Annotated in this window: 14 protein-coding genes and 2 pseudogenes; 12 read left to right on the top strand and 4 right to left on the bottom strand. The window is 39.0% G+C overall.

Annotation, left to right across the window (positions count from 1 at the left end; genetic code table 11):
- Positions 1 to 68: 68 nt before the first annotated feature.
- The 3 genes from KA717_16060 (at position 69) to KA717_16050 (ending at position 2,792) form a co-directional block, all read left to right on the top strand.
- Positions 69 to 560, top strand: a complete 492-nt coding sequence (locus KA717_16060) for a phage tail protein (GenBank protein ID UXE63920.1) — start codon at positions 69 to 71, stop codon at positions 558 to 560.
- Between the two features lie 637 nt (positions 561 to 1,197).
- Entirely contained in the window at positions 1,198 to 2,094 is an 897-nt protein-coding gene (locus KA717_16055; GenBank protein ID UXE63919.1) for an Abi family protein, read from the top strand.
- A 362-nt stretch (positions 2,095 to 2,456) separates the two neighbouring features.
- Positions 2,457 to 2,792: a hypothetical protein gene (locus KA717_16050; GenBank protein UXE63918.1), complete on the top strand. Its 336-nt coding sequence runs from the start codon at positions 2,457 to 2,459 to the stop codon at positions 2,790 to 2,792.
- Here the strand turns inward: KA717_16050 and KA717_16045 are convergent.
- Positions 2,784 to 4,109 (bottom strand): IS4 family transposase, encoded by a 1,326-nt coding sequence (locus KA717_16045; GenBank protein UXE64683.1) that lies wholly within the window; start codon positions 4,107 to 4,109, stop codon positions 2,784 to 2,786. The genes KA717_16050 and KA717_16045 overlap by 9 nt on opposite strands.
- Positions 4,110 to 4,271: 162 nt before the next feature.
- Between KA717_16045 and KA717_16040 the strand changes: the two genes are divergently transcribed.
- The 7 genes and pseudogenes from KA717_16040 to KA717_16010 all read left to right on the top strand — a co-directional run bounded on the left by KA717_16040 (position 4,272) and on the right by KA717_16010 (position 13,605).
- Positions 4,272 to 5,270, top strand: a complete 999-nt coding sequence (locus KA717_16040) for an ISNCY family transposase (GenBank protein UXE63917.1) — start codon at positions 4,272 to 4,274, stop codon at positions 5,268 to 5,270.
- A 211-nt stretch (positions 5,271 to 5,481) separates the two neighbouring features.
- Positions 5,482 to 5,670, top strand: a pseudogene (locus tag KA717_16035) (hypothetical protein).
- A gap of 216 nt (positions 5,671 to 5,886) precedes the next feature.
- Positions 5,887 to 6,804 carry a prolipoprotein diacylglyceryl transferase gene (gene lgt, locus KA717_16030; protein ID UXE63916.1) on the top strand — a complete coding sequence of 306 codons (918 nt, stop codon included), beginning with the start codon at positions 5,887 to 5,889 and terminating at the stop codon, positions 6,802 to 6,804.
- Between the two features lie 42 nt (positions 6,805 to 6,846).
- A complete protein-coding gene (gene cobM / locus KA717_16025) occupies positions 6,847 to 7,665 on the top strand; it encodes a precorrin-4 C(11)-methyltransferase (protein ID UXE63915.1) in 819 nt (272 codons plus the stop codon).
- Positions 7,666 to 7,764: 99 nt separating this feature from the next.
- Complete coding sequence (trxB, locus tag KA717_16020) at positions 7,765 to 9,141, top strand: thioredoxin-disulfide reductase (GenBank protein UXE63914.1); 1,377 nt, start codon at positions 7,765 to 7,767, stop codon at positions 9,139 to 9,141.
- 171 nt (positions 9,142 to 9,312) lie between these two features.
- Positions 9,313 to 12,036, top strand: coding sequence for a TM0106 family RecB-like putative nuclease (locus KA717_16015; protein UXE63913.1), 2,724 nt, complete (start codon positions 9,313 to 9,315; stop codon positions 12,034 to 12,036).
- Between the two features lie 525 nt (positions 12,037 to 12,561).
- Positions 12,562 to 13,605: an IS630 family transposase gene (locus KA717_16010; GenBank protein UXE63912.1), complete on the top strand. Its 1,044-nt coding sequence runs from the start codon at positions 12,562 to 12,564 to the stop codon at positions 13,603 to 13,605.
- 311 nt (positions 13,606 to 13,916) lie between these two features.
- Here KA717_16010 and KA717_16005 read toward each other — a convergent pair whose 3' ends face one another.
- From KA717_16005 to KA717_15995, 3 genes and pseudogenes are all read right to left on the bottom strand, one after another.
- Positions 13,917 to 14,972, bottom strand: a complete 1,056-nt coding sequence (locus KA717_16005; GenBank protein UXE63911.1) for an IS1 family transposase — start codon at positions 14,970 to 14,972, stop codon at positions 13,917 to 13,919.
- 358 nt (positions 14,973 to 15,330) lie between these two features.
- Complete coding sequence (rnc, locus tag KA717_16000; protein ID UXE63910.1) at positions 15,331 to 16,041, bottom strand: ribonuclease III; 711 nt, start codon at positions 16,039 to 16,041, stop codon at positions 15,331 to 15,333.
- 810 nt (positions 16,042 to 16,851) lie between these two features.
- Positions 16,852 to 17,097: pseudogene (locus KA717_15995) on the bottom strand (IS1 family transposase).
- Positions 17,098 to 17,179: 82 nt separating this feature from the next.
- On the opposite strand from KA717_15995, the gene KA717_15990 reads away from it, so the two are divergent.
- Positions 17,180 to 18,223, top strand: coding sequence for an IS630 family transposase (locus tag KA717_15990; protein ID UXE63909.1), 1,044 nt, complete (start codon positions 17,180 to 17,182; stop codon positions 18,221 to 18,223).
- A 209-nt stretch (positions 18,224 to 18,432) separates the two neighbouring features.
- Positions 18,433 to 18,627 carry a transposase gene (locus tag KA717_15985; protein ID UXE63908.1) on the top strand — a complete coding sequence of 65 codons (195 nt, stop codon included), beginning with the start codon at positions 18,433 to 18,435 and terminating at the stop codon, positions 18,625 to 18,627.
- Positions 18,628 to 18,641 lie beyond the last annotated feature (14 nt).

Raw genomic sequence — 18,641 nt, 5'->3', positions numbered from 1 at the left:
CTTGTCCTATAAAAACGGATTGAACTATCAAGTAAATACTCAAATCAAACAAAGGAAACTTTAAAATTATGAACGTACCTATTGGAACAATTCTCGCTTATGCTGGTGATGTTGATGGTAATGCTAGAGGTAGCCTAGAAACTCAAGGATGGCTCGTTTGCGATGGCGCAGAATATGCTGAATCAGACTATCCTGACCTAGAAAATACCATTGGAACATATTACGGAACAGCTTCAAAGGCTGGAATGTTCAAAGTACCTGATCTACAAGGGTTCTTTCTACGAGGTTTGGATGGAGGTACAGGACGAGATCCCGATGCTAATTCTCGTACTTCTTTATATTATGGAGGTAATGAGGGTAATAAGGTTGGTTCTTACCAAGGAGATGAATTAAAATCTCATACTCATACATCAACAAGAGAAAATGTCCAGGGTTCTGCCAATTTTCAGGGAGGACAAGACGGCTGGGGAAATAAAGCTGAAGTAACCGAATTTGGCGGTAGCGAAACCCGTCCCAAGAATATCTACGTCAATTACATCATTAAAGCTAAGGATGTATAAATGATTTTTACCGTAAATTGTTAAACAATTATCAGTAATTCGTCATAAGAGGAGTTTTCGCGTTTTTAAAATGACCAATATTACAAGAAAACTCCCTTGCTTCCTTTGACGAAAACATCCTAACCGCATTACTCCGCTATAAGCGATCTCTGAATAGTCGTCGTACCTATTCCAAGGGACTTGATAAACGGGGTGTAACCTTCTTCTTCTCGAAATAGATGGCGTTCACCATAAAAAGCAAACTGAACGAGATTATTCCCGCGATCGCGTTTTACTAAAAGAAGGAATCCGAACGGTTAGATTTACGGCTAAGGAATGCCACGAAAAAACTGCCGATGTCGTAACCGAGTTTATGGCTATTTTTACTAAGGAACAACCTTTAAACTATTACTGCATAAGACTTGTAGCCTTAGAGTTGTTTTTTGTCCAGTGCGATTCGTTACAAAACCTTACATCGTGTCCTATTTTCTTCTTATGTCGGCATAACCCCTCGGTGGCTTGAATAGAGGCGATCGCTGTGTCTTTTCAGGCGATAATTGACATTCCAAGCTGTGATATGTCATGATCTAGATAACAAAACCCGCCAAGCCTCTGATTCAAGCTCAAATAGGCGGGTTACTCTTTTGTAGTTGGTTTGATGCCAGAACATTTCAATAAAAAGCCCAAAAATCTTGATGAGCAGATTGATTTATTAGAATTGCGGGGTATGATTGTCGAGGATCGTGAGTCGGCTAAATTTTATCTTCAGCATATTAATTACTACCGATTGAGAGCTTACTGGTTAACCTTTGAATCAGATTTAATTAGTCACCAATTTATTAAAAATACCAGATTTCAAGATGTTCTGGAATTATACATTTTTGACCGTGAGCTACGGTTGTTGGTTTTGGATGCAATTGAACGGATAGAGGTTTCGGTTAGGAGTCAATGGGCCTATCAATTAGCTCATTTACACGGTTCCCATGCCCATCTCGATCCTACTTTGTTTAATCCTCGATTTTGGCAAAAAAATATTGATGATTTAACAAGAGAAGTTAAGCGTTCTGATGAACTTTTTATTCAGCATTTTCAGACGAGTTATGTTGAGCTATTGCCTCCTGTCTGGGCTGTGTGTGAGGTGATGTCTTTGGGGTTGCTTTCTCGGTGGTATGGCAGTTTACGGTTTACTAAGACTCAAACGGCGATCGCTAAGGTTTATGGGGTTAGGGCTGAGATTTTGGGTTCTTGGCTCCACCATCTTTCGGTAATTCGGAATATTTGCGCCCATCATTCTCGGCTATGGAATCGGGATTTTGCCGTTGTACCTCAACTTCCCACCAGTAAAAATAATCCGACAATGCCTCAATTTGTGACAGGTTCGCGTAAGGTCTATAACACGTTGGTTATTTTGCTGTACTTGATGGATCAAGTTTCCCCGAAGCATCTATGGCGTTCTCGTTTATCGACACTACTTTCTTCCCACACTCATTTCTTGACGGCAATAAATTTTCCGCAAGATTGGATAAATAGGTCAATTTGGAATAAATCGGAATAAAATATCTGTTTATCGTTAATTAGTAAGGAAAAAACGCGGTATGAAAGAGGATTTATTGGGCTGTGGAGAAAGTAGGACGCGATCGCAGCCTCCACCACATCGGTCAGGGTAACACCAGTATTGTTGAGGTGAGATTCGAGTAATTGATATAGGTCACTAGGCAACTTTAAAACGATGATTATGCTCTGATACGATGGCAGAAGTCTTAGCGCACCGTGACCAAGGATAAGCTATCAACGAATTATTTACAGGTAGAGTTAAATTGGGAAACCGAATGTTTGACAGCAGCAATTCCAAATTCAAATGGTATAAATAGAGACAGAAAAACTTTGACCTATAGGAAGTTATGAATAAAGAGAAAAGTGTCTACTGATTTTGCAGAGAGAAAGATGGAAGTAAACGACCTAAGTTTTGACGGAATCGTTCACTGTTTAAACGAGGTCATTGGGAAGATAGATGACCCCCGTTCGGTTAGTAATGCAACGAAATATAGTCTAAGAGAGGCGATACTGGGGGCATTTGCCGCCTTTTTTATGCAAAATGAGTCATTTTTAGAGTACCAACGTCAGCTTAACAGCCGTTGTGGGCGAGATAATGCTCAGAGGTTGTTTGGACTAGAAAAAATACCAACAGTAGAACAGATTCGCAACATTGTGGATGGGGTAGCAGCGAGTAGTCTATCATCCGTGTCAACTTAAAGGAATGGGTTCCCAAATTTGTTGATTGAGAGCGGCCTTTTCTCGATGTCGCTTTCTCTCAGCTTTGACCAAACCAAATAACTTAGCACGTTCAGCCAGATAGGTTACTGTATCAGGCTTTTCTCCTCTAGCAATAGCCTTCGCTACATAGTATAGACTCCGAAACACCATCTCTACTGAGATTTTTTCTTTCGGTTGATTTAGAGCAATCGCCACTTCCCCTACCAATTGATTTAAGACCGTATAGAAAATCAAAGTGCAAATAATCTGGATTTGGACACCATTCTTATTCCCTACCCATAAATAGGCTAGTCCTAAAAGTCTTTTCGTTAATAAAAAGGCTTCTTCGATTGTCCATCGTCTTCGATATAAATCACAGACCTCTTCGGCGGACAGTTGTTCGGGAGACAACACATTTGTTAAATACTGATACCAGATTGTTCCCCATAATACTGAGACTAATCTCACCGGATGCTTGCAAGGATTAGAACGGTAATTTCCCATAATGATAATCTCATCTCTGTAATGACTACCTTGAGACAATACTTGTTTGGTTTTGTAAGATGTACCCGCTCTAAATCTGGTTAGAAAAAACTTTTTAGCTTCTGTTAACAAATCAAACCACACAAAGCTAAAAAATCCCATATCTACGAGAATTAAACCATTTTCTGGTAATTTAGCTGCCAATTCTTCACACCATATTTTATCATTTGATTTATCATTTTCTGTGTACCATAAAGTAACGGGTCTTTGGGTAAAGGCTTCCACTACCATCATTATTTTACCCCCCAATTTACTCTTTTCTTCTTTACTTATTTTCATATTTTTCCTTATCTGCTCTAGCGTTGAGCCATCTGCTATCCACACTGCACTAAACTTTTCTCTTATTTTTTCCCATTTTTCTCCTACTTGGAGCTTCTTCCCTTTTTCGGCTGCTTTTTCTAACACTCCTTTTAGTAATATTGCAAATATTTCGGCTGGCACATTCATCATTCTTTTTGATACTGCCTGTTTGCTTACTTTTAATGATGCTACCCATAGCAATCCCTCTTCCTCTAACAGTCTTACCGCTTCACTTATACCCGCTATTTGACGATACACTATACTTAACACTAATGCCACCATTACTGGTAAATTTAGCACCCTATCTCTCATCATTTTCTCATGAGTTCCCTGTAAATATTTTAATGGTGTAAACATTGTGGGTTCTAGTAATTCAAACAACTCTTTTGTTATTTCAGGGATTTCTACCCCTGGCTGATTTGTCTTACGACGTAAGTCTGGGTTTCCTTTTCTCCGAGGATGTTGTCTTGCCATTTGTTTTTTGCTCACTTTTTTATATACTAACCTTTTTTTCAGCCTACTCTTACTTCCGCCTGCTTTTAGGCTAATCTTTTGTGAGTAGGCATTTTGGCTTAAGTTGACACCAATGGTAGTCTATTCCCTTTGTTTGGGTTAATTTACCAAGCATTGAGGAGCATGGGATTCTTGAAAGCCTATGAAATATTGAGGGGAAATCTTCTAGTAGCAATGGATGGGACAAATTACTACAGTTCGGAAAAAGTAAATTGTCCATGCTGTTCAACCAAAACGTCAAAACAGGGAAAAGTCACCTACTTCCATCAGGCATTATTGCCCGTGATTGTTTCCCCAGACCATGAATCAGTTTTTTCCTTACCCCCTGAATTTATTACCCCTCAAGACGGGTCTGAAAAGCAAGATTGCGAGCAAAATGCGGCGAAACGTTGGATAAGTAACCATGCTAGTTTGTTTGCGGGACAGAAGATAACTCTGCTAGGGGATGACTTGTACAGTCGTCAGCCCACTTGTCAGCACTGTCTCGACCACGATTTCAACTTTATCTTCGTCTGTTTACCGACTTCTCATCCCACACTCTATGAATGGTTAAACTATTTAGAAGCTAATGGAGAAGTCAAAACCACTCAACACCGACGTTGGAATGGGAAGTATTTCGAGATTTGGCACTGCCGTTATCTCAATCAGATTCCCCTGCGAGACCAACAGCCTGCTTTGTTGGTTAACTGGTGTGAGCTAAAAATCCACCGCGAATCCGATGCTCAACTTCTTTATCACAATAGTTGGATTACCAATCATTTTCTCACCCCTCACATCGTTCTTGATGTCTGTCGTGCTGGACGGACTCGTTGGCGCACTGAGAACGAGAATCACAATATTCTCAAAAATCGAGGCTATCACTTAGAGCATAATTTTGGGCATGGTAAACAACACCTCGCCTCTGTTTTGCTTACCCTGAATTTGCTGGCTTTTCTCTTGCACACGGTTTTAGGTTTGGTTGATGAACGTTACCAGAGAATTCGCGTCCAACGCGGCACTCGTAAGGGATTCTTTCAAGATATTCTCTCTTTGACCAAATATCTGTTCTTTGAAAGCTGGCATCATCTTTTAGATTTTATGCTTGATGACTCAGTTTCTCTCGCTGTCTCGAATTCTTCCTAGTTGATTAATTGGCAATTTTCATAGCAAAACCCTTGCCAGTAAATACATCGAGCCTTTTGTATCTTTGACTACATTCTGAATTTGGAATTGCTGGTTTGACAGCCAGTCTTTTGACCCTGTGAACCCTTTACGGTAGGATTCTGGCCCTTACTATTTGCTCATTTCTATGGAAAGTCCTATTTCATCATCGGTGGATGTTGTTCAACCTGTGATTAATAAACCATCTCGTCCCTGGTACCATGCCAAACTGATTTCGGTCGGTATTACTCCCACTGGTTATATTGCGATCGGTGTTGTCCCCATGGGCATTATTTCCATCGGTATTGTTCCTATGGGCGTTGTTTCAATTGGTACGGTAGCAATGGGAGCGATCGCGGCTGGCTTTGTTTCGATGGGATTAGCGACCTTTGGCGGAGTGAGTATGTCGCTGCTTAATGGCCATCAGACCTTAAATTCTCCCCAGAATCCGGCGGTTATTCAAGATAGTCAGCCGACAGAGCCATCCCATCACCATCATTAACTGGGATTATTCGGGTTTCTGAGTAGGTTGCCTTGTATGATAAATATCGCCAAGGTTGAATCTTTTCCCATGCGTGATCCGTTTTTGTTGAATATTATGCTCGGATGGTTGCCCCTCTTGGGCTGGCAATTTCAGTCACCCGGCCCCATTTTTTTTGAATTTGGCCCCCTGACTTTCCGTTGGTATGGTCTGCTGATTGCCACAGCCGTTTTACTGGGTGTCACCCTATCCCAATTTTTAGCAAAACGTCGTCACCTCAATCCTGAGTTAATTGGCGATCTGGCTATTTGGCTGGTGGTGGCAGCTATTCCCTCGGCTCGCCTTTATTACGTTTTCTTTGAGTGGTCTGCCTATAGCCAACATCCCTGGGATATCTTTGCTGTTTGGAAAGGAGGTATTGCCATTCATGGGGCCATTTTGGGGGGCATGGTTGCGGCCATTATCTTTGCCAGATCCCATAAAGTTTCGATTTGGCAACTCAGTGATGTGGTAGTTCCTTCCCTGGCTCTAGGTCAGGCGATCGGGCGTTGGGGAAATTTTTTCAATTCGGAAGCCTTTGGCGATCCTACCAATCTACCTTGGAAACTCTATATTCCCCCCCAGATGAGACCTAATGTCTATTTAGAATTTGATTACTTCCATCCTACTTTTCTCTACGAATCTTTATGGAATTTAGGGTTTTTTAGTCTCCTGCTTTGGCTCTTTTTCTGGGGACTGAGACATCCTCACCAATTAAAAGTAGGTACTTTAACTTGTCTTTATCTCATTGCCTATAGTTCAGGACGAATTTGGATTGAGGCCCTGCGTACCGATAGCTTAATGCTGGGGCCGCTCAAAATTGCTCAAATCGTTAGTTTGATTTTTATAATCTTAGGAAGTTTTGGCTTAATTTGGCTCTACGCTCGCCACGCCTCTTTACCCGATGTGGTTGCTCTCAATACCCCCCAAGAATCAGTTGAAGATCCTTTGTCGAACTCTGATCTCACGGCTGGAAGCAAAAAAAATAAAATTTAATTAACAAGATTTGTCTTAATTCTAACCCTTAATTTTTAACCCATGACCCTGACTTCTTCCTTTAAACCCGCCGTTTATTTTATTGGAGCCGGGCCAGGTGATCCCGATTTGTTAACCCTTAAAGGACATAAACTCTTAAGCCAAGCGGATGTCATTCTCTATGCCGATTCTCTTGTTCCTAGTCAGATGTTGCGAGATGTGCGGCCAGAGGCACAATGTATTAAAACAGGAAATAAAACCTTAGAAGAAATTTTACCCTTGATGATTGAAAATGTGCAGCAAAATCGTATTGTTGTGCGTCTTCATTCAGGGGATTTAACCCTTTATAGTGCTATTTACGAACAAATTCAGGCACTCAGTCAGGCCAATATTGCCTATGAATGTGTGCCAGGTATTAGTGCTTTTCAAGCGGCGGCGGCGAAACTGAGTACTGAGTTAACCGTTCCCGACCTAGTGCAGACCATCATTCTCACCCGTATTAGTGGGGCGGCATCCTCCGTCCCTGAAGCAGAGGAATTAGCCTCGTTGGCGGCTCATCAAGCGAGTCTTTGTCTGTATTTAGCGGCCCGTCATGTGGAAACGGCTCAGGAAAAACTGTTACAACATTATGCTCCTGATACCCCTGTGGCCATTTGTTTTCGGGTCGGTTGGGAAGATGAAAAAATTTGGATTGTACCTCTCTCTGAAATGGCGATCGCCACTCGCTCAGAAGATTTAATTCGCACGACTTTATATTTGATTAGTCCCGCCTTAACAACAAGTCAAGCAGTGCGATCGCAGTTGTATCATCCCCAACACCGTCATCTGTTTCGACCTGGTAAAAAATCACCAGACAATATTCCCGCTCAAAAACCCGAATAGCAATAATCTTTCTTTGGCCAATGCCCAGGATTGAGATGCCATTATTCCCGAAGACCTGCTATAGTGAAAGTGTAGTCGTTATGAGTTTAAGCAAGGCCGATGACAACTTCAACTGTGGAAAATGTAGTAATTATTGGTTCTGGGCCCGCCGGATATACAGCGGCCATCTATGCAGCCAGAGCCAATCTTAAGCCGCTAATGTTTGAGGGATTGCAAGCCGGAGGCATTCCAGGAGGACAGTTAATGACCACAACGGAAGTCGAAAATTTTCCTGGTTTTCCTGAAGGCGTTACCGGGCCAGAATTAATGGAGCGGATGAAGGCTCAGGCAGTACGTTGGGGAACAGAATGTTATACCGAAGATGTGATCAGTGTCGATTTGCAACAGCATCCCTTTGTGATTTGTTCCGCAGACAGGGAAGTTAGGGCCAACAGTGTCATTATTGCGACGGGAGCAACGGCCAAACGCTTGAATTTGCCCAAAGAAGCAGAATTTTGGAGCAATGGGATTTCCGCCTGTGCGATTTGTGATGGGGCTAGTCCTATTTTTAAAGATGTTCCTTTGGCAGTGATTGGGGGAGGCGATTCGGCGGCGGAGGAAGCGGTTTATTTAACCAAATATGGTTCCCAGGTTCATTTATTAGTGAGACGGGGCGAAATGCGGGCCAGTAAAGCCATGCAAGATCGGGTTTTAGCCAATGCCAAGATCACGGTTCATTGGCATACGGAACCCGTTGATGTGTTTGGCAGTAATCAGCGTTTGGATGGTATTCAAGTCCGAGATCTGCAAACTGGGGAATTACGCGAATTGGCCGTAAAGGGGCTATTCTACGCGATCGGTCATAACCCCAATACGGGTCTCTTTCAAGGTCAGTTAGAACTTGATGCCGTGGGTTATATTGCAGTTAAACCTGGAACCGTCGCGACTAGTATTGAGGGGGTGTTTGCGGCTGGGGATGTGCAGGATCACGAATATCGTCAGGCGATTACGGCGGCTGGAACGGGTTGTATGGCGGCTCTATTAGCAGAACGCTGGTTATCGGAGCAGAATCTGATTATTGAACACCATCAAACCAACTCTTCTGAAGCGTACCAGGCACCAGAAAAAACCGTGACGGTGGACGATACGGCGGCTACTTTTGATCTGGCCCATACTCGCCATGGGGGGGGTTATGCTCTGCGAAAACTTTTCCATGAAGGCGATCGCCCCTTAGTGGTGAAATATGTGTCGCCTACCTGTGGCCCCTGTCGGACATTGAAACCAATTTTAGATAAGGTTATTGATGAGTATGATGGCAAAATCCATTTTGTGGAAATTGACCTCGAAGCCGATCCTGAAATTGCTCAAATGGGTGGGGTGACAGGTACACCAACGGTTCAAGTTTTCAAAGACAAGGAACTATTACAGGAGTTTAAGGGCATTAAACAAAAAAGCGAATTTCGAGCGGCGATCAATCAGGCCTTAGGATTAGGGTAATGTTTTAGACCTGTGGAGCACTTTTCTAGAACGTTGTCAGCGCACGAATTGCAATTGGTCTTATCCACAGATTCAGAACACTACCGCATTGATTGGTATTATTTTTACTGCGGTGGTCAGTGTGGTTGTTAAGTTTGGCTTTTTTCCTAATGTTTAAATAAGGTCAGTATCATGCTCAAAACAATAATTACCTCAGAAGTGTTTGTTGCTTATTCACAATGTCCTCTTAAGGCATTTTTACTATTGTTTTCGGATGATCAAGGGAGTTTCCATGATTACCAACGCATTTTGGAAGAACGAAGACAAGTTAACAAAATACAGTATCTAGAAAAAGTCAAGCAATCTCACGAAAATGTCGAACAATACAATCAACATGGTTTAAATGAAAAGCAATTTTTGATTGAGGCAAGAATTAGGGCAGAATGTTGGGAAGCTCATTGTGATGTTTTAACTAAAGTTGAGCCAAATACATCAAATAAAGCAATCTATGAACCAACTATTGTTGTTGGAACTTATAGCATTACACCAGAACAAAAAACAGAACTTTTATTTGTTGGGCAAGTTTTAGGTCTGATTCAAGAGCAATTACCTGGGACGGGAAAAATTGTGGGGATGGACGGAAAATCACACAATTTAAAGCTGGAAAGTGGGTATAAAGCAATCGCTCCATTCATAAAGATATTAAAACAGTGGACAGAAGAAAAACCGACTCAAACTCCTGCTTTGATTCTAAATCGGCATTGCTCTTCCTGCCAATTTCAGCAGAATTGCAGGGCTAAGGCTAAAGAAATGGATCACTTAAGTCTTTTAACAGGAATTACTGAGCGAGAAATCAATAAATTAAATAAGAAAGGACTTTTTACTGTTACCCAACTTTCTTATACTTATCGGGCTAGAAAGCAGGGAAAGAATAATCGAAAAATAAAGCATTCTCACGCATTAAAAGCTTTATCAATTAGAGATAATAAAATTTATGTAGTACAAAAAGGAGTTGTAAATGTATCCGATACTCTTATTTTTCTTGATATAGAAGGTATTCCTGATCAAAATTTTTATTACTTGATAGGTTTAGTAATCGTTCAAAATGGAAACATAAAAGAATTTTCACTATGGGCAGATAGTCAGATTGATGAAGTAAAAATTTGGAGAAAATTAATGGAGATTCTCAATTTATATGATCAATTTACTATTGTCCATTATGGAAGTTATGACGCAAATTTTTTCAAGAATAAAAGCAAAATTTATGGTGAGAATGACGTTTTATTGTTAGAAAAAATCCAAGCAAATTTAGTGAATATTTTGTCATTAATTTATACCAGTGTTTATTTTCCGACTTATTCTAATAGTTTGAAAGATATAGGAAAATATTTAGGTGAAAGCTGGTCAGAAAATGATGCTAGTGGACTTCAAAGTTTGGTATGGAGATACAATTGGGAAAAGACTGAAGATGAGGCTCTCAATAAAAAATTGATAACTTATAATAAGGAGGACTGTCACATTCTCAAAAAAGTATTTGAATCTATTATCGAAATTTTCGATGATAATAAAGACACTAAAGATTTTGATAAATTTATTTCAGTTAGTGATTTAAGTTTGAGCAATAAAGAAAATCTAACTTTTAAAAAGAACGAATTCCTGCTAGAAGAATTAGATTTTGTCAACAAATGTGCGTATTTTAATTATCAGAGAGATAAAATTTATTTTCGAGAAAAGAGTTCAAACAAAAAGAAAAAAAATCAATTTACAACAAATAGGAGTGTAGAGAAATACAAAATCAATAAAACAATCTTAGTTGTTATGCCTGAAGTATGTTCTTATTGTGGAGGGACTAATCTTTATCGTAGTAACTATCGATCAAAAGTAGTCCTCAATGTGAAGTTTCTCGAATTTGGAATAAAAAGATGGATTGTTAAATATGAAACTCGTACAGTAAAGTGTGCTAGATGTAATAAAAATTTTCCAGCTTCAGAATATGCGAAAATTACAAGTAAGTATGGTGATGATTTCTACCGATTAATTATACATAAAATTGTTGGACTTCGCCAATCTTTTGGTAAAGTTATTGATGATCTTAGAGATATATTTGGCTATCATTTTAGTCCTTCGATATGCTCTAAAGCAAAAGCTAGGATGTCAAAATATTATCAATCTACATACGATAATATTCTTGATAAGCTTGTCAAAGGAAAGCTTATTCATGCAGACGAAACTTCTGTCAGTATTAAAGGAGTAAAAGCTTATGTTTGGGTATTCACCAGTATGGAAGAAGTTCTCTATTTATATTACCCAACGCGAGAAGCAGATTTATTAAAGAATACTATTAATGATTTTCATGGAGTTTTGGTATCAGATTTTTATGCTGCTTATGATTCAATAGACTGTCCAAGGCAAAAATGTCTTATTCATCTTATAAGAGATATGAATGATGATCTTCGTAGCTATCCTTTTGATAATGAATATAAAAATCTTATTAGAGATTTTAGTTTGTTATTACAGTCAATTGTTAAAACCATTGATATTTATGGATTGAAAAAACTATATCTTCAAAAACATAAAGAAGAAGTAGAAGAATTTTTTCAAAAATACTTGTCAAAAGATTTTAAGTCAGAAATTTGCTTGGTGTACATTAAAAAATTCAAAAAATTTAAGGAAAATTTATTTACTTTTTTGGATTATGATGATGTCCCCTGGAACAATAATAACGCAGAACACGCAATTAAAGCATTTGCTGCTTATAGAAAAATGAATGATGGTACTTTCACAGAATCTGGTATTAAACAGCATTTAATTTTGCTGAGTATTTATGAAACTTGTATTTATAAAAATATCAATTTTTTAGATTTTCTACGTTCAGGCGAAACCGATTTTGATACTTTCAAGAAAAATAATTACTGAGTGCGATCACTACTTTCATTAATCAAAGAAACCTAATCTTTAACCATCATTTTAAACCAAGAGGATAAAAATTGTGAACTCCATCACCATCAATCAATTTATCAATAACCTGCAAAACCTAATCAAACCAGTCATTAATCAACATACTTCCCTCAAAACCACCAATCAAAACGGAGCAAATATTGTGGTAATCAGTGCTGAAGATTGGGACAATAAGAAACCCTAGCAATACCATTTAGAATTGCTTTGCTCAAATAAATGTTAACCTTTATTGAGGCTCAATATGAACACCATCAATCTTAAAAATGACTTAATTAATCAAATTAATCTACTTTCAGAAGAACAACTTAAGACCGTTATGGCATTTGTCAATAACTTATATCAACAACGTCTCCCGATCAGGGAAAATCAAACTACCAAACAAGAAGAGCGAACGGCATTATACTAAACACGGTCACAGGTTGCGAATTCTAAAAATAAGAGATAATATAATAAAAATAGAAAAATTAGTCAAGAGGCTGAGAAATGATTAAGTTAGAATTTACAGAAGAAGACAAAAGACTGTTGTCTTACGGTCGGTTTAATCACCCGCATCCTAGAGTGCAGCTAAAGATGGAAGTTTTATGGCTAAAAAGTCAGGGATTGTCTCATCAAAAAATTGCTCAATTCGCAGGAGTTTCAGTAAATACGGTGACAAGCTATATCCGTGATTATCAAGAGGGCGGGATAGAAAAACTAAAAGAAATAAAATTTAATCGCCCGAAAAGCGAGTTAACAGAGCATCAAGGGACAATTGAGGCATATTTTGAGTCAAATCCACCAGCAACAATAAATGAAGCAGTAAAAAGAATAGAAGAATTAACAGGAATAAAAAGAAGTCCGACGCAAGTCAGAAAATTTTTAAAGTCAATAGGAATGAGGTGTCTAAAGGTGGGAACAATTCCATCAAAAGCAGATGTAGAAGCTCAGGATAGCTATAGAGAAAAAGAGCTAGAACCAAGGCTAGAAGAGGCAAAAGCAGGAAAAAGGGCAGTTTTCTTTGTAGATGCCTCTCATTTTGTAATGGGAGCATTTGTAAATTTTATATGGTGCTTCAAGAGGATTTTTATTAAGTCACCATCAGGGAGAAAACGTTTTAATGTGTTAGGAGCATTAAATGCAATTACCCATGAAGTAATTATGGTAACGAACAGTTCTTATATTACGGGAACTCAGGTTTGTGAACTCCTAGAAAAGATAGCAGAATTAGGACTATTAATACCGATTACGTTGGTATTAGACAATGCTCGTTATCAAAAATGCCGAATTGTGCAGGAGTTGGCAGAATCATTAGGAATAGAGTTACTGTACTTACCTCCTTATTCTCCTAACTTGAATTTAATTGAAAGACTGTGGAAGTTTGTGAAGAAGAAGTGTTTATACGCAAAATATTATGAAGATTTTACGCAGTTTTCTGCAGCAATTTCAGGATGTCTTGAGGATGCTAACGTAAAATATAAGGAGGAGCTTGATTCTCTGCTCACCTTACGATTTCAACGCTTTGATAAATCTCAGATTATGAACGTTTGAAGTATAGCAGAAAAATTCAATCAACTCTGCGAAGACACTCAAAACCTCTTTATTGAAAATCCCATTACAGAAGAGGAAATTCAAGCTGAAATTGATGCTTATCGGAGAGGTGAATGAAAATCATCATTTTTAGAATTAATTCAATAACGATATTTACAAAAGTTAGATTATTTAAATTTGCTACTCATTGACTGATTAATGTTTCAAAAATAAATCCCAACTTCGGCGATCGCCTAACTATTATCTCTAATAAAAATCCAAGGCACTGGTATCGTCTAGCTAGAAGCTACAAACGTTGCAATACGGGAGGTTCAAGAAATCAGGCGAATTTGGAGTAAGTCCTCCCAAGTTAACCCTTTTTCAATTATACCGAGAGCTACAGCAGGAACTTCTCTAGTAGTAAAATGGCTGCGAACAAAGTTATGAACCATCCAGAAAATATCTAGGACTCGCTGTAATCCCACAACAGATTTAGCATAAGTATTTGTACGACGGCGAAAGGCAGATAAATAGTGTCGGATAGCACTATTAAATGCCTCAACGTGGTTGGCATGGACGTCCTTTTCTTCTGGTTTTTCTGTTGTCTCAGGATGTTCTGGTTTCGGAGTTTCTACTTTCTTGAGTTTACCCTCAGAATCTCGACGTTTACTACTCTTATTTTTTAGTCTTACCACCATACCTTTCGGTAATACTTTGGTGGGACGACCTCGCTTTCCAGTCCTTAATACTTCGTGACAAATATCAAATAGCAGTTGACTATATCGCTTTTCTCCATCTGTAAATAACTGGAGAGATTCTGCACTCCTTTCAAATAATTCCGCTACCGTCATCATTGCTTCTAGAAATAGTTTCTGCTCTTTTCGACCACATTTTAAATGCCAAATAAAGCGGCTAGCCCTGTCCATGAGCACGATTGTCCACCCCTCAGAGGCACTTGCTTCTTTATTTTTTCCAACTTTTGTGTATAGTTCATCCCCTTCTATTACTAATTTAACAAATTCATTCACTAAGGCGTATAAAAATAATGTCTCTTGTAATCCTGATAATTTCTTTTCCCAATTCAATATTGTTGTTTTCGCGTAGCCGAATACTCGGGCTGCTGCATTTAATCCTATTCCTTCCATTCTGGCTTTTAATACTTTTACAATTTCACTTAATGGGGTTTCTAAGCTAGCGATTACGCTACCATAAGTTTCAGTAAAACAAGAACTACATTCTTGACAAATGAGCATTTTACGTTCCCCGTTATCTTTCGTTTGATAATGAGAATGTATTTTTACTTTTTCACTATAGCAATGAGGACAGTTTTTCTTGAATAAGGCATCCTCTTTCTCTTGGCACAAGCCAACATCATTCAGGATTTCCATAGAGCTTTTCTTATTGTTTTCTGTTTCCTTCTTCTTTGATATAACCGACATTCCGCAGGTTGCCGCCACCTATAGAGTAATTAATTTAAACTACTCTATTCATAGTGCATTAGAACAAATTAACGCCATACAGAAAGAGCATCTATTTGTATTTATGCGCTATCTGTAGCGTTTGCGGAATGTGGGATATAATGACAATAATAATAGTATAATAAAAACGGGCCGATGTCTAGTCTTAAACTATTTTTCTATTTTCTCAAAGCCTTACACCATAAATTTTTCCAACTTTGATCAGACGATACTAGTGCCGAAGAATTCAAAAATAGCAGCTATTTAACTCTAGTACCCTATAACCCGACTACTGAGGGTTTACAAAGGCAAAAAACGCCTCTTTGGCCGCTGTTTGTTCTGCTATTTTCTTAGAAGGCCCTGTTCCCTTACCTAACAACTGATCTGCTAACCATACTTCGGCAAAAAAACGTTCTTCTTCTAACGAGTCCTGAAAATTCTCCTTAACCCGATACTGAGGCAAACATTTATGCTTAGCCTGAGTCCATTCCTGAAGAGCATCCTTATAATTTTGCCGAGCCGGATCTTGCCAAATTTCCATCGCCTTAGCCCTTAGATGTTCATCTAACCAGGGTCTCACTAAATTCATATTCTGTGTACTTAAATAGAGAGCACCTAAAACTGCTTCAAAACTATCTGCCAATAAACTAATCCGTCCAGGTTTATGACCTAAGACACTCGGCGCAATCCATAGATACCGATCCAATCCATAGGACTCGGCCCATTGGGCCAAGGTGCGATCGCTGACCATCATAGAGCGTAGAGAGGCAAATTCTCCTACCGCCGCCTCAGGATAACTTTCCAATAATACTTCCGCCGCCGCTAACCGAATAACCGCATCTCCCACAAATTCGAGTTTTTGATAATTTTGCGAGGTTGAAACACTGGGATGGGTAAGAGCTAAATCCAATAATGACCAGTTAATAGAAGCTTGCTCAGAAAGTCCTAACTTCTTCACCAAATTACTGAGTTGCTGCTGACGACGAGGATCTAAAGTCATCGAAAAAAATGGGTTTGAAACCCCGTCCTTCTAGGACGGCTTTACTTTGTTTTCCCTTGCGGGAAGCTGGTTTTTGAAAATCCCGATAAGGGCAAGAACCAGCAAACTTGTCTAAGTCCCTTCCCGCAACACAGCTAAGATGCCTTGTCTGACAACGCCTTACCAATAAGGCTTAGAGATAGTCCGAACTAGGGAAGTATTCGGAAGTCTGTTCCAACCCACATTCCGCAGGTAAGTCAAGAGACAAAGTAGTACTTTTGACATGAAGAGCCAAGAAAGGAAAGAATATGTTTGTGTTTGGAGCCCACATTCCGCAGGTAAGTCAAGAGACAAAGTAGTACTTTTGACATGAAGAGCCAAGAAAGGAAAGAATATGTTTGTGTTTGGAGGTCAAATTAACGATAGTTTGAATGCCGTCAATCTCTACTCTAACCAACGGATAAACAGAAAAGACTGAAAGACCCAAAGCAGAGTGGGAATGGCGGTCGGTTTACCCTTTTGATTAGGAATAGTCTGATGGGCAAGAGCCAAAGCCTGTCGTAGGCGACGTTGTGCCAAAGTATAGGGTAGTGTTCTGAATCTGTGGAAGCACATCTAAATAGGGCTTGCTGAATAAGTCTGCAAATCGAACCTAGATGCCACAGGGCGCGAAAAATGGTGACTTCAGAAATCAGTTTCCGATTTTAACCCACAATTTTCTAGCAAAGTGCATGGATTTTACGCCTTCAAATGCCATAAGCTTGCACCTAATCGTGTTCAAAATGGCTGAAAAGCTTATCTGATAAAGGTTCTGCCTTTATTCGGCAAACCCTAAATAAGACATCCAAATTCAAAGCGATTGATAAATAATCCAAGGACAATATCGTGCATCACAATAGATTTGGAGAAACAAATCGTTTTTCTCGCTAATCTCTTTATTCGAGTTCTCAATGTCAAGTGCTTTCGTTCGATTTTTTGAGTATTATACTTACCCACCTCATGCAATGCTGGCTCAATATGTCGTTCGTAAGCCCCCCATCCATCTGTATAATATTGAGTAATACCAAAAGGTTCTATACTAAACACGGTCACAGGTTGCGAATTCTAAAAATAAGAGATAATATAATAAAAATAGAAAAATTAGTCAAGAGGCTGAGAAATGATTAAGTTAGAATTTACAGAAGAAGACAAAAGACTGTTGTCTTACGGTCGGTTTAATCACCCGCATCCTAGAGTGCAGCTAAAGATGGAAGTTTTATGGCTAAAAAGTCAGGGATTGTCTCATCAAAAAATTGCTCAATTCGCAGGAGTTTCAGTAAATACGGTGACAAGCTATATCCGTGATTATCAAGAGGGCGGGATAGAAAAACTAAAAGAAATAAAATTTAATCGCCCGAAAAGCGAGTTAACAGAGCATCAAGGGACAATTGAGGCATATTTTGAGTCAAATCCACCAGCAACAATAAATGAAGCAGTAAAAAGAATAGAAGAATTAACAGGAATAAAAAGAAGTCCGACGCAAGTCAGAAAATTTTTAAAGTCAATAGGAATGAGGTGTCTAAAGGTGGGAACAATTCCATCAAAAGCAGATGTAGAAGCTCAGGATAGCTATAGAGAAAAAGAGCTAGAACCAAGGCTAGAAGAGGCAAAAGCAGGAAAAAGGGCAGTTTTCTTTGTAGATGCCTCTCATTTTGTAATGGGAGCATTTGTAAATTTTATATGGTGCTTCAAGAGGATTTTTATTAAGTCACCATCAGGGAGAAAACGTTTTAATGTGTTAGGAGCATTAAATGCAATTACCCATGAAGTAATTATGGTAACGAACAGTTCTTATATTACGGGAACTCAGGTTTGTGAACTCCTAGAAAAGATAGCAGAATTAGGACTATTAATACCGATTACGTTGGTATTAGACAATGCTCGTTATCAAAAATGCCGAATTGTACAGGAGTTGGCAGAATCATTAGGAATAGAGTTACTGTACTTACCTCCTTATTCTCCTAACTTGAATTTAATTGAAAGACTGTGGAAGTTTGTGAAGAAGAAGTGTTTATACGCAAAATATTATGAAGATTTTACGCAGTTTTCTGCAGCAATTTCAGGATGTCTTGAAGATGCTAACGTAAAATATAAGGAGGAGCTTGATTCTCTGCTCACCTTACGATTTCAACGCTTTGATAAATCTCAGATTATGAACGTTTGAAGTATAACCTGACTTTTCCCGTTAAGTCCAAAATCCAGCAATGCAAACTTCTAGAGGCTTTATCTGGCAAGGGTTTGAGTAATGATTCTCTTGACAGGAAAAAAATATTCTGAAGCCATCATCCCGCTTATCGTTCAAATTTCAAAAACAAAGGATGAAGGGAGTATGAGACTGTAAGATGGAGAAAATCTTAAAGGGCAGGTCAAAAAATGTTGGAATGGTGGACAAAAAACTTTGCCAGTTGTGAATTGGGAGACGAGAGGCTAAACAATCGTGCCTTCTCGATTGGGAAAAAGTTAAGTGAGGGGTTTGGAAAAGCCTTATCAGAAGTGTTTAAGGGAGGAAACGAGTTAAAGAGGGCCTATGAATTTTTGGGAATCCGAAAACAGACTTTGTCAAGATAATAGAGCCGCACTGT

This window comes from Woronichinia naegeliana WA131 (assembly GCA_025370055.1).
Lineage (GTDB): Bacteria > Cyanobacteriota > Cyanobacteriia > Cyanobacteriales > Microcystaceae > Woronichinia > Woronichinia naegeliana.
The sequence above is the reverse complement of the archived record's forward strand: the minus strand, read 5'-3'. Positions and strand labels throughout refer to the sequence as shown.

Coding starts and splice junctions, on each gene's coding strand:
- KA717_16045 (UXE64683.1), bottom strand. CDS start 4,109: ATGGCAAGACAACATCCTCGGAGAAAAGGAAACCCAGACTTACGTCGT.
- rnc (UXE63910.1), bottom strand. CDS start 16,041: ATGACTTTAGATCCTCGTCGTCAGCAGCAACTCAGTAATTTGGTGAAG.
- KA717_16005 (UXE63911.1), bottom strand. CDS start 14,972: ATGGAAATCCTGAATGATGTTGGCTTGTGCCAAGAGAAAGAGGATGCC.
- KA717_16055 (UXE63919.1), top strand. CDS start 1,198: ATGCCAGAACATTTCAATAAAAAGCCCAAAAATCTTGATGAGCAGATT.
- trxB (UXE63914.1), top strand. CDS start 7,765: ATGACAACTTCAACTGTGGAAAATGTAGTAATTATTGGTTCTGGGCCC.
- KA717_16015 (UXE63913.1), top strand. CDS start 9,313: ATGCTCAAAACAATAATTACCTCAGAAGTGTTTGTTGCTTATTCACAA.
- KA717_15985 (UXE63908.1), top strand. CDS start 18,433: ATGTTGGAATGGTGGACAAAAAACTTTGCCAGTTGTGAATTGGGAGAC.
- KA717_15990 (UXE63909.1), top strand. CDS start 17,180: ATGATTAAGTTAGAATTTACAGAAGAAGACAAAAGACTGTTGTCTTAC.
- lgt (UXE63916.1), top strand. CDS start 5,887: ATGCTCGGATGGTTGCCCCTCTTGGGCTGGCAATTTCAGTCACCCGGC.
- KA717_16060 (UXE63920.1), top strand. CDS start 69: ATGAACGTACCTATTGGAACAATTCTCGCTTATGCTGGTGATGTTGAT.
- KA717_16040 (UXE63917.1), top strand. CDS start 4,272: ATGGGATTCTTGAAAGCCTATGAAATATTGAGGGGAAATCTTCTAGTA.
- KA717_16010 (UXE63912.1), top strand. CDS start 12,562: ATGATTAAGTTAGAATTTACAGAAGAAGACAAAAGACTGTTGTCTTAC.
- cobM (UXE63915.1), top strand. CDS start 6,847: ATGACCCTGACTTCTTCCTTTAAACCCGCCGTTTATTTTATTGGAGCC.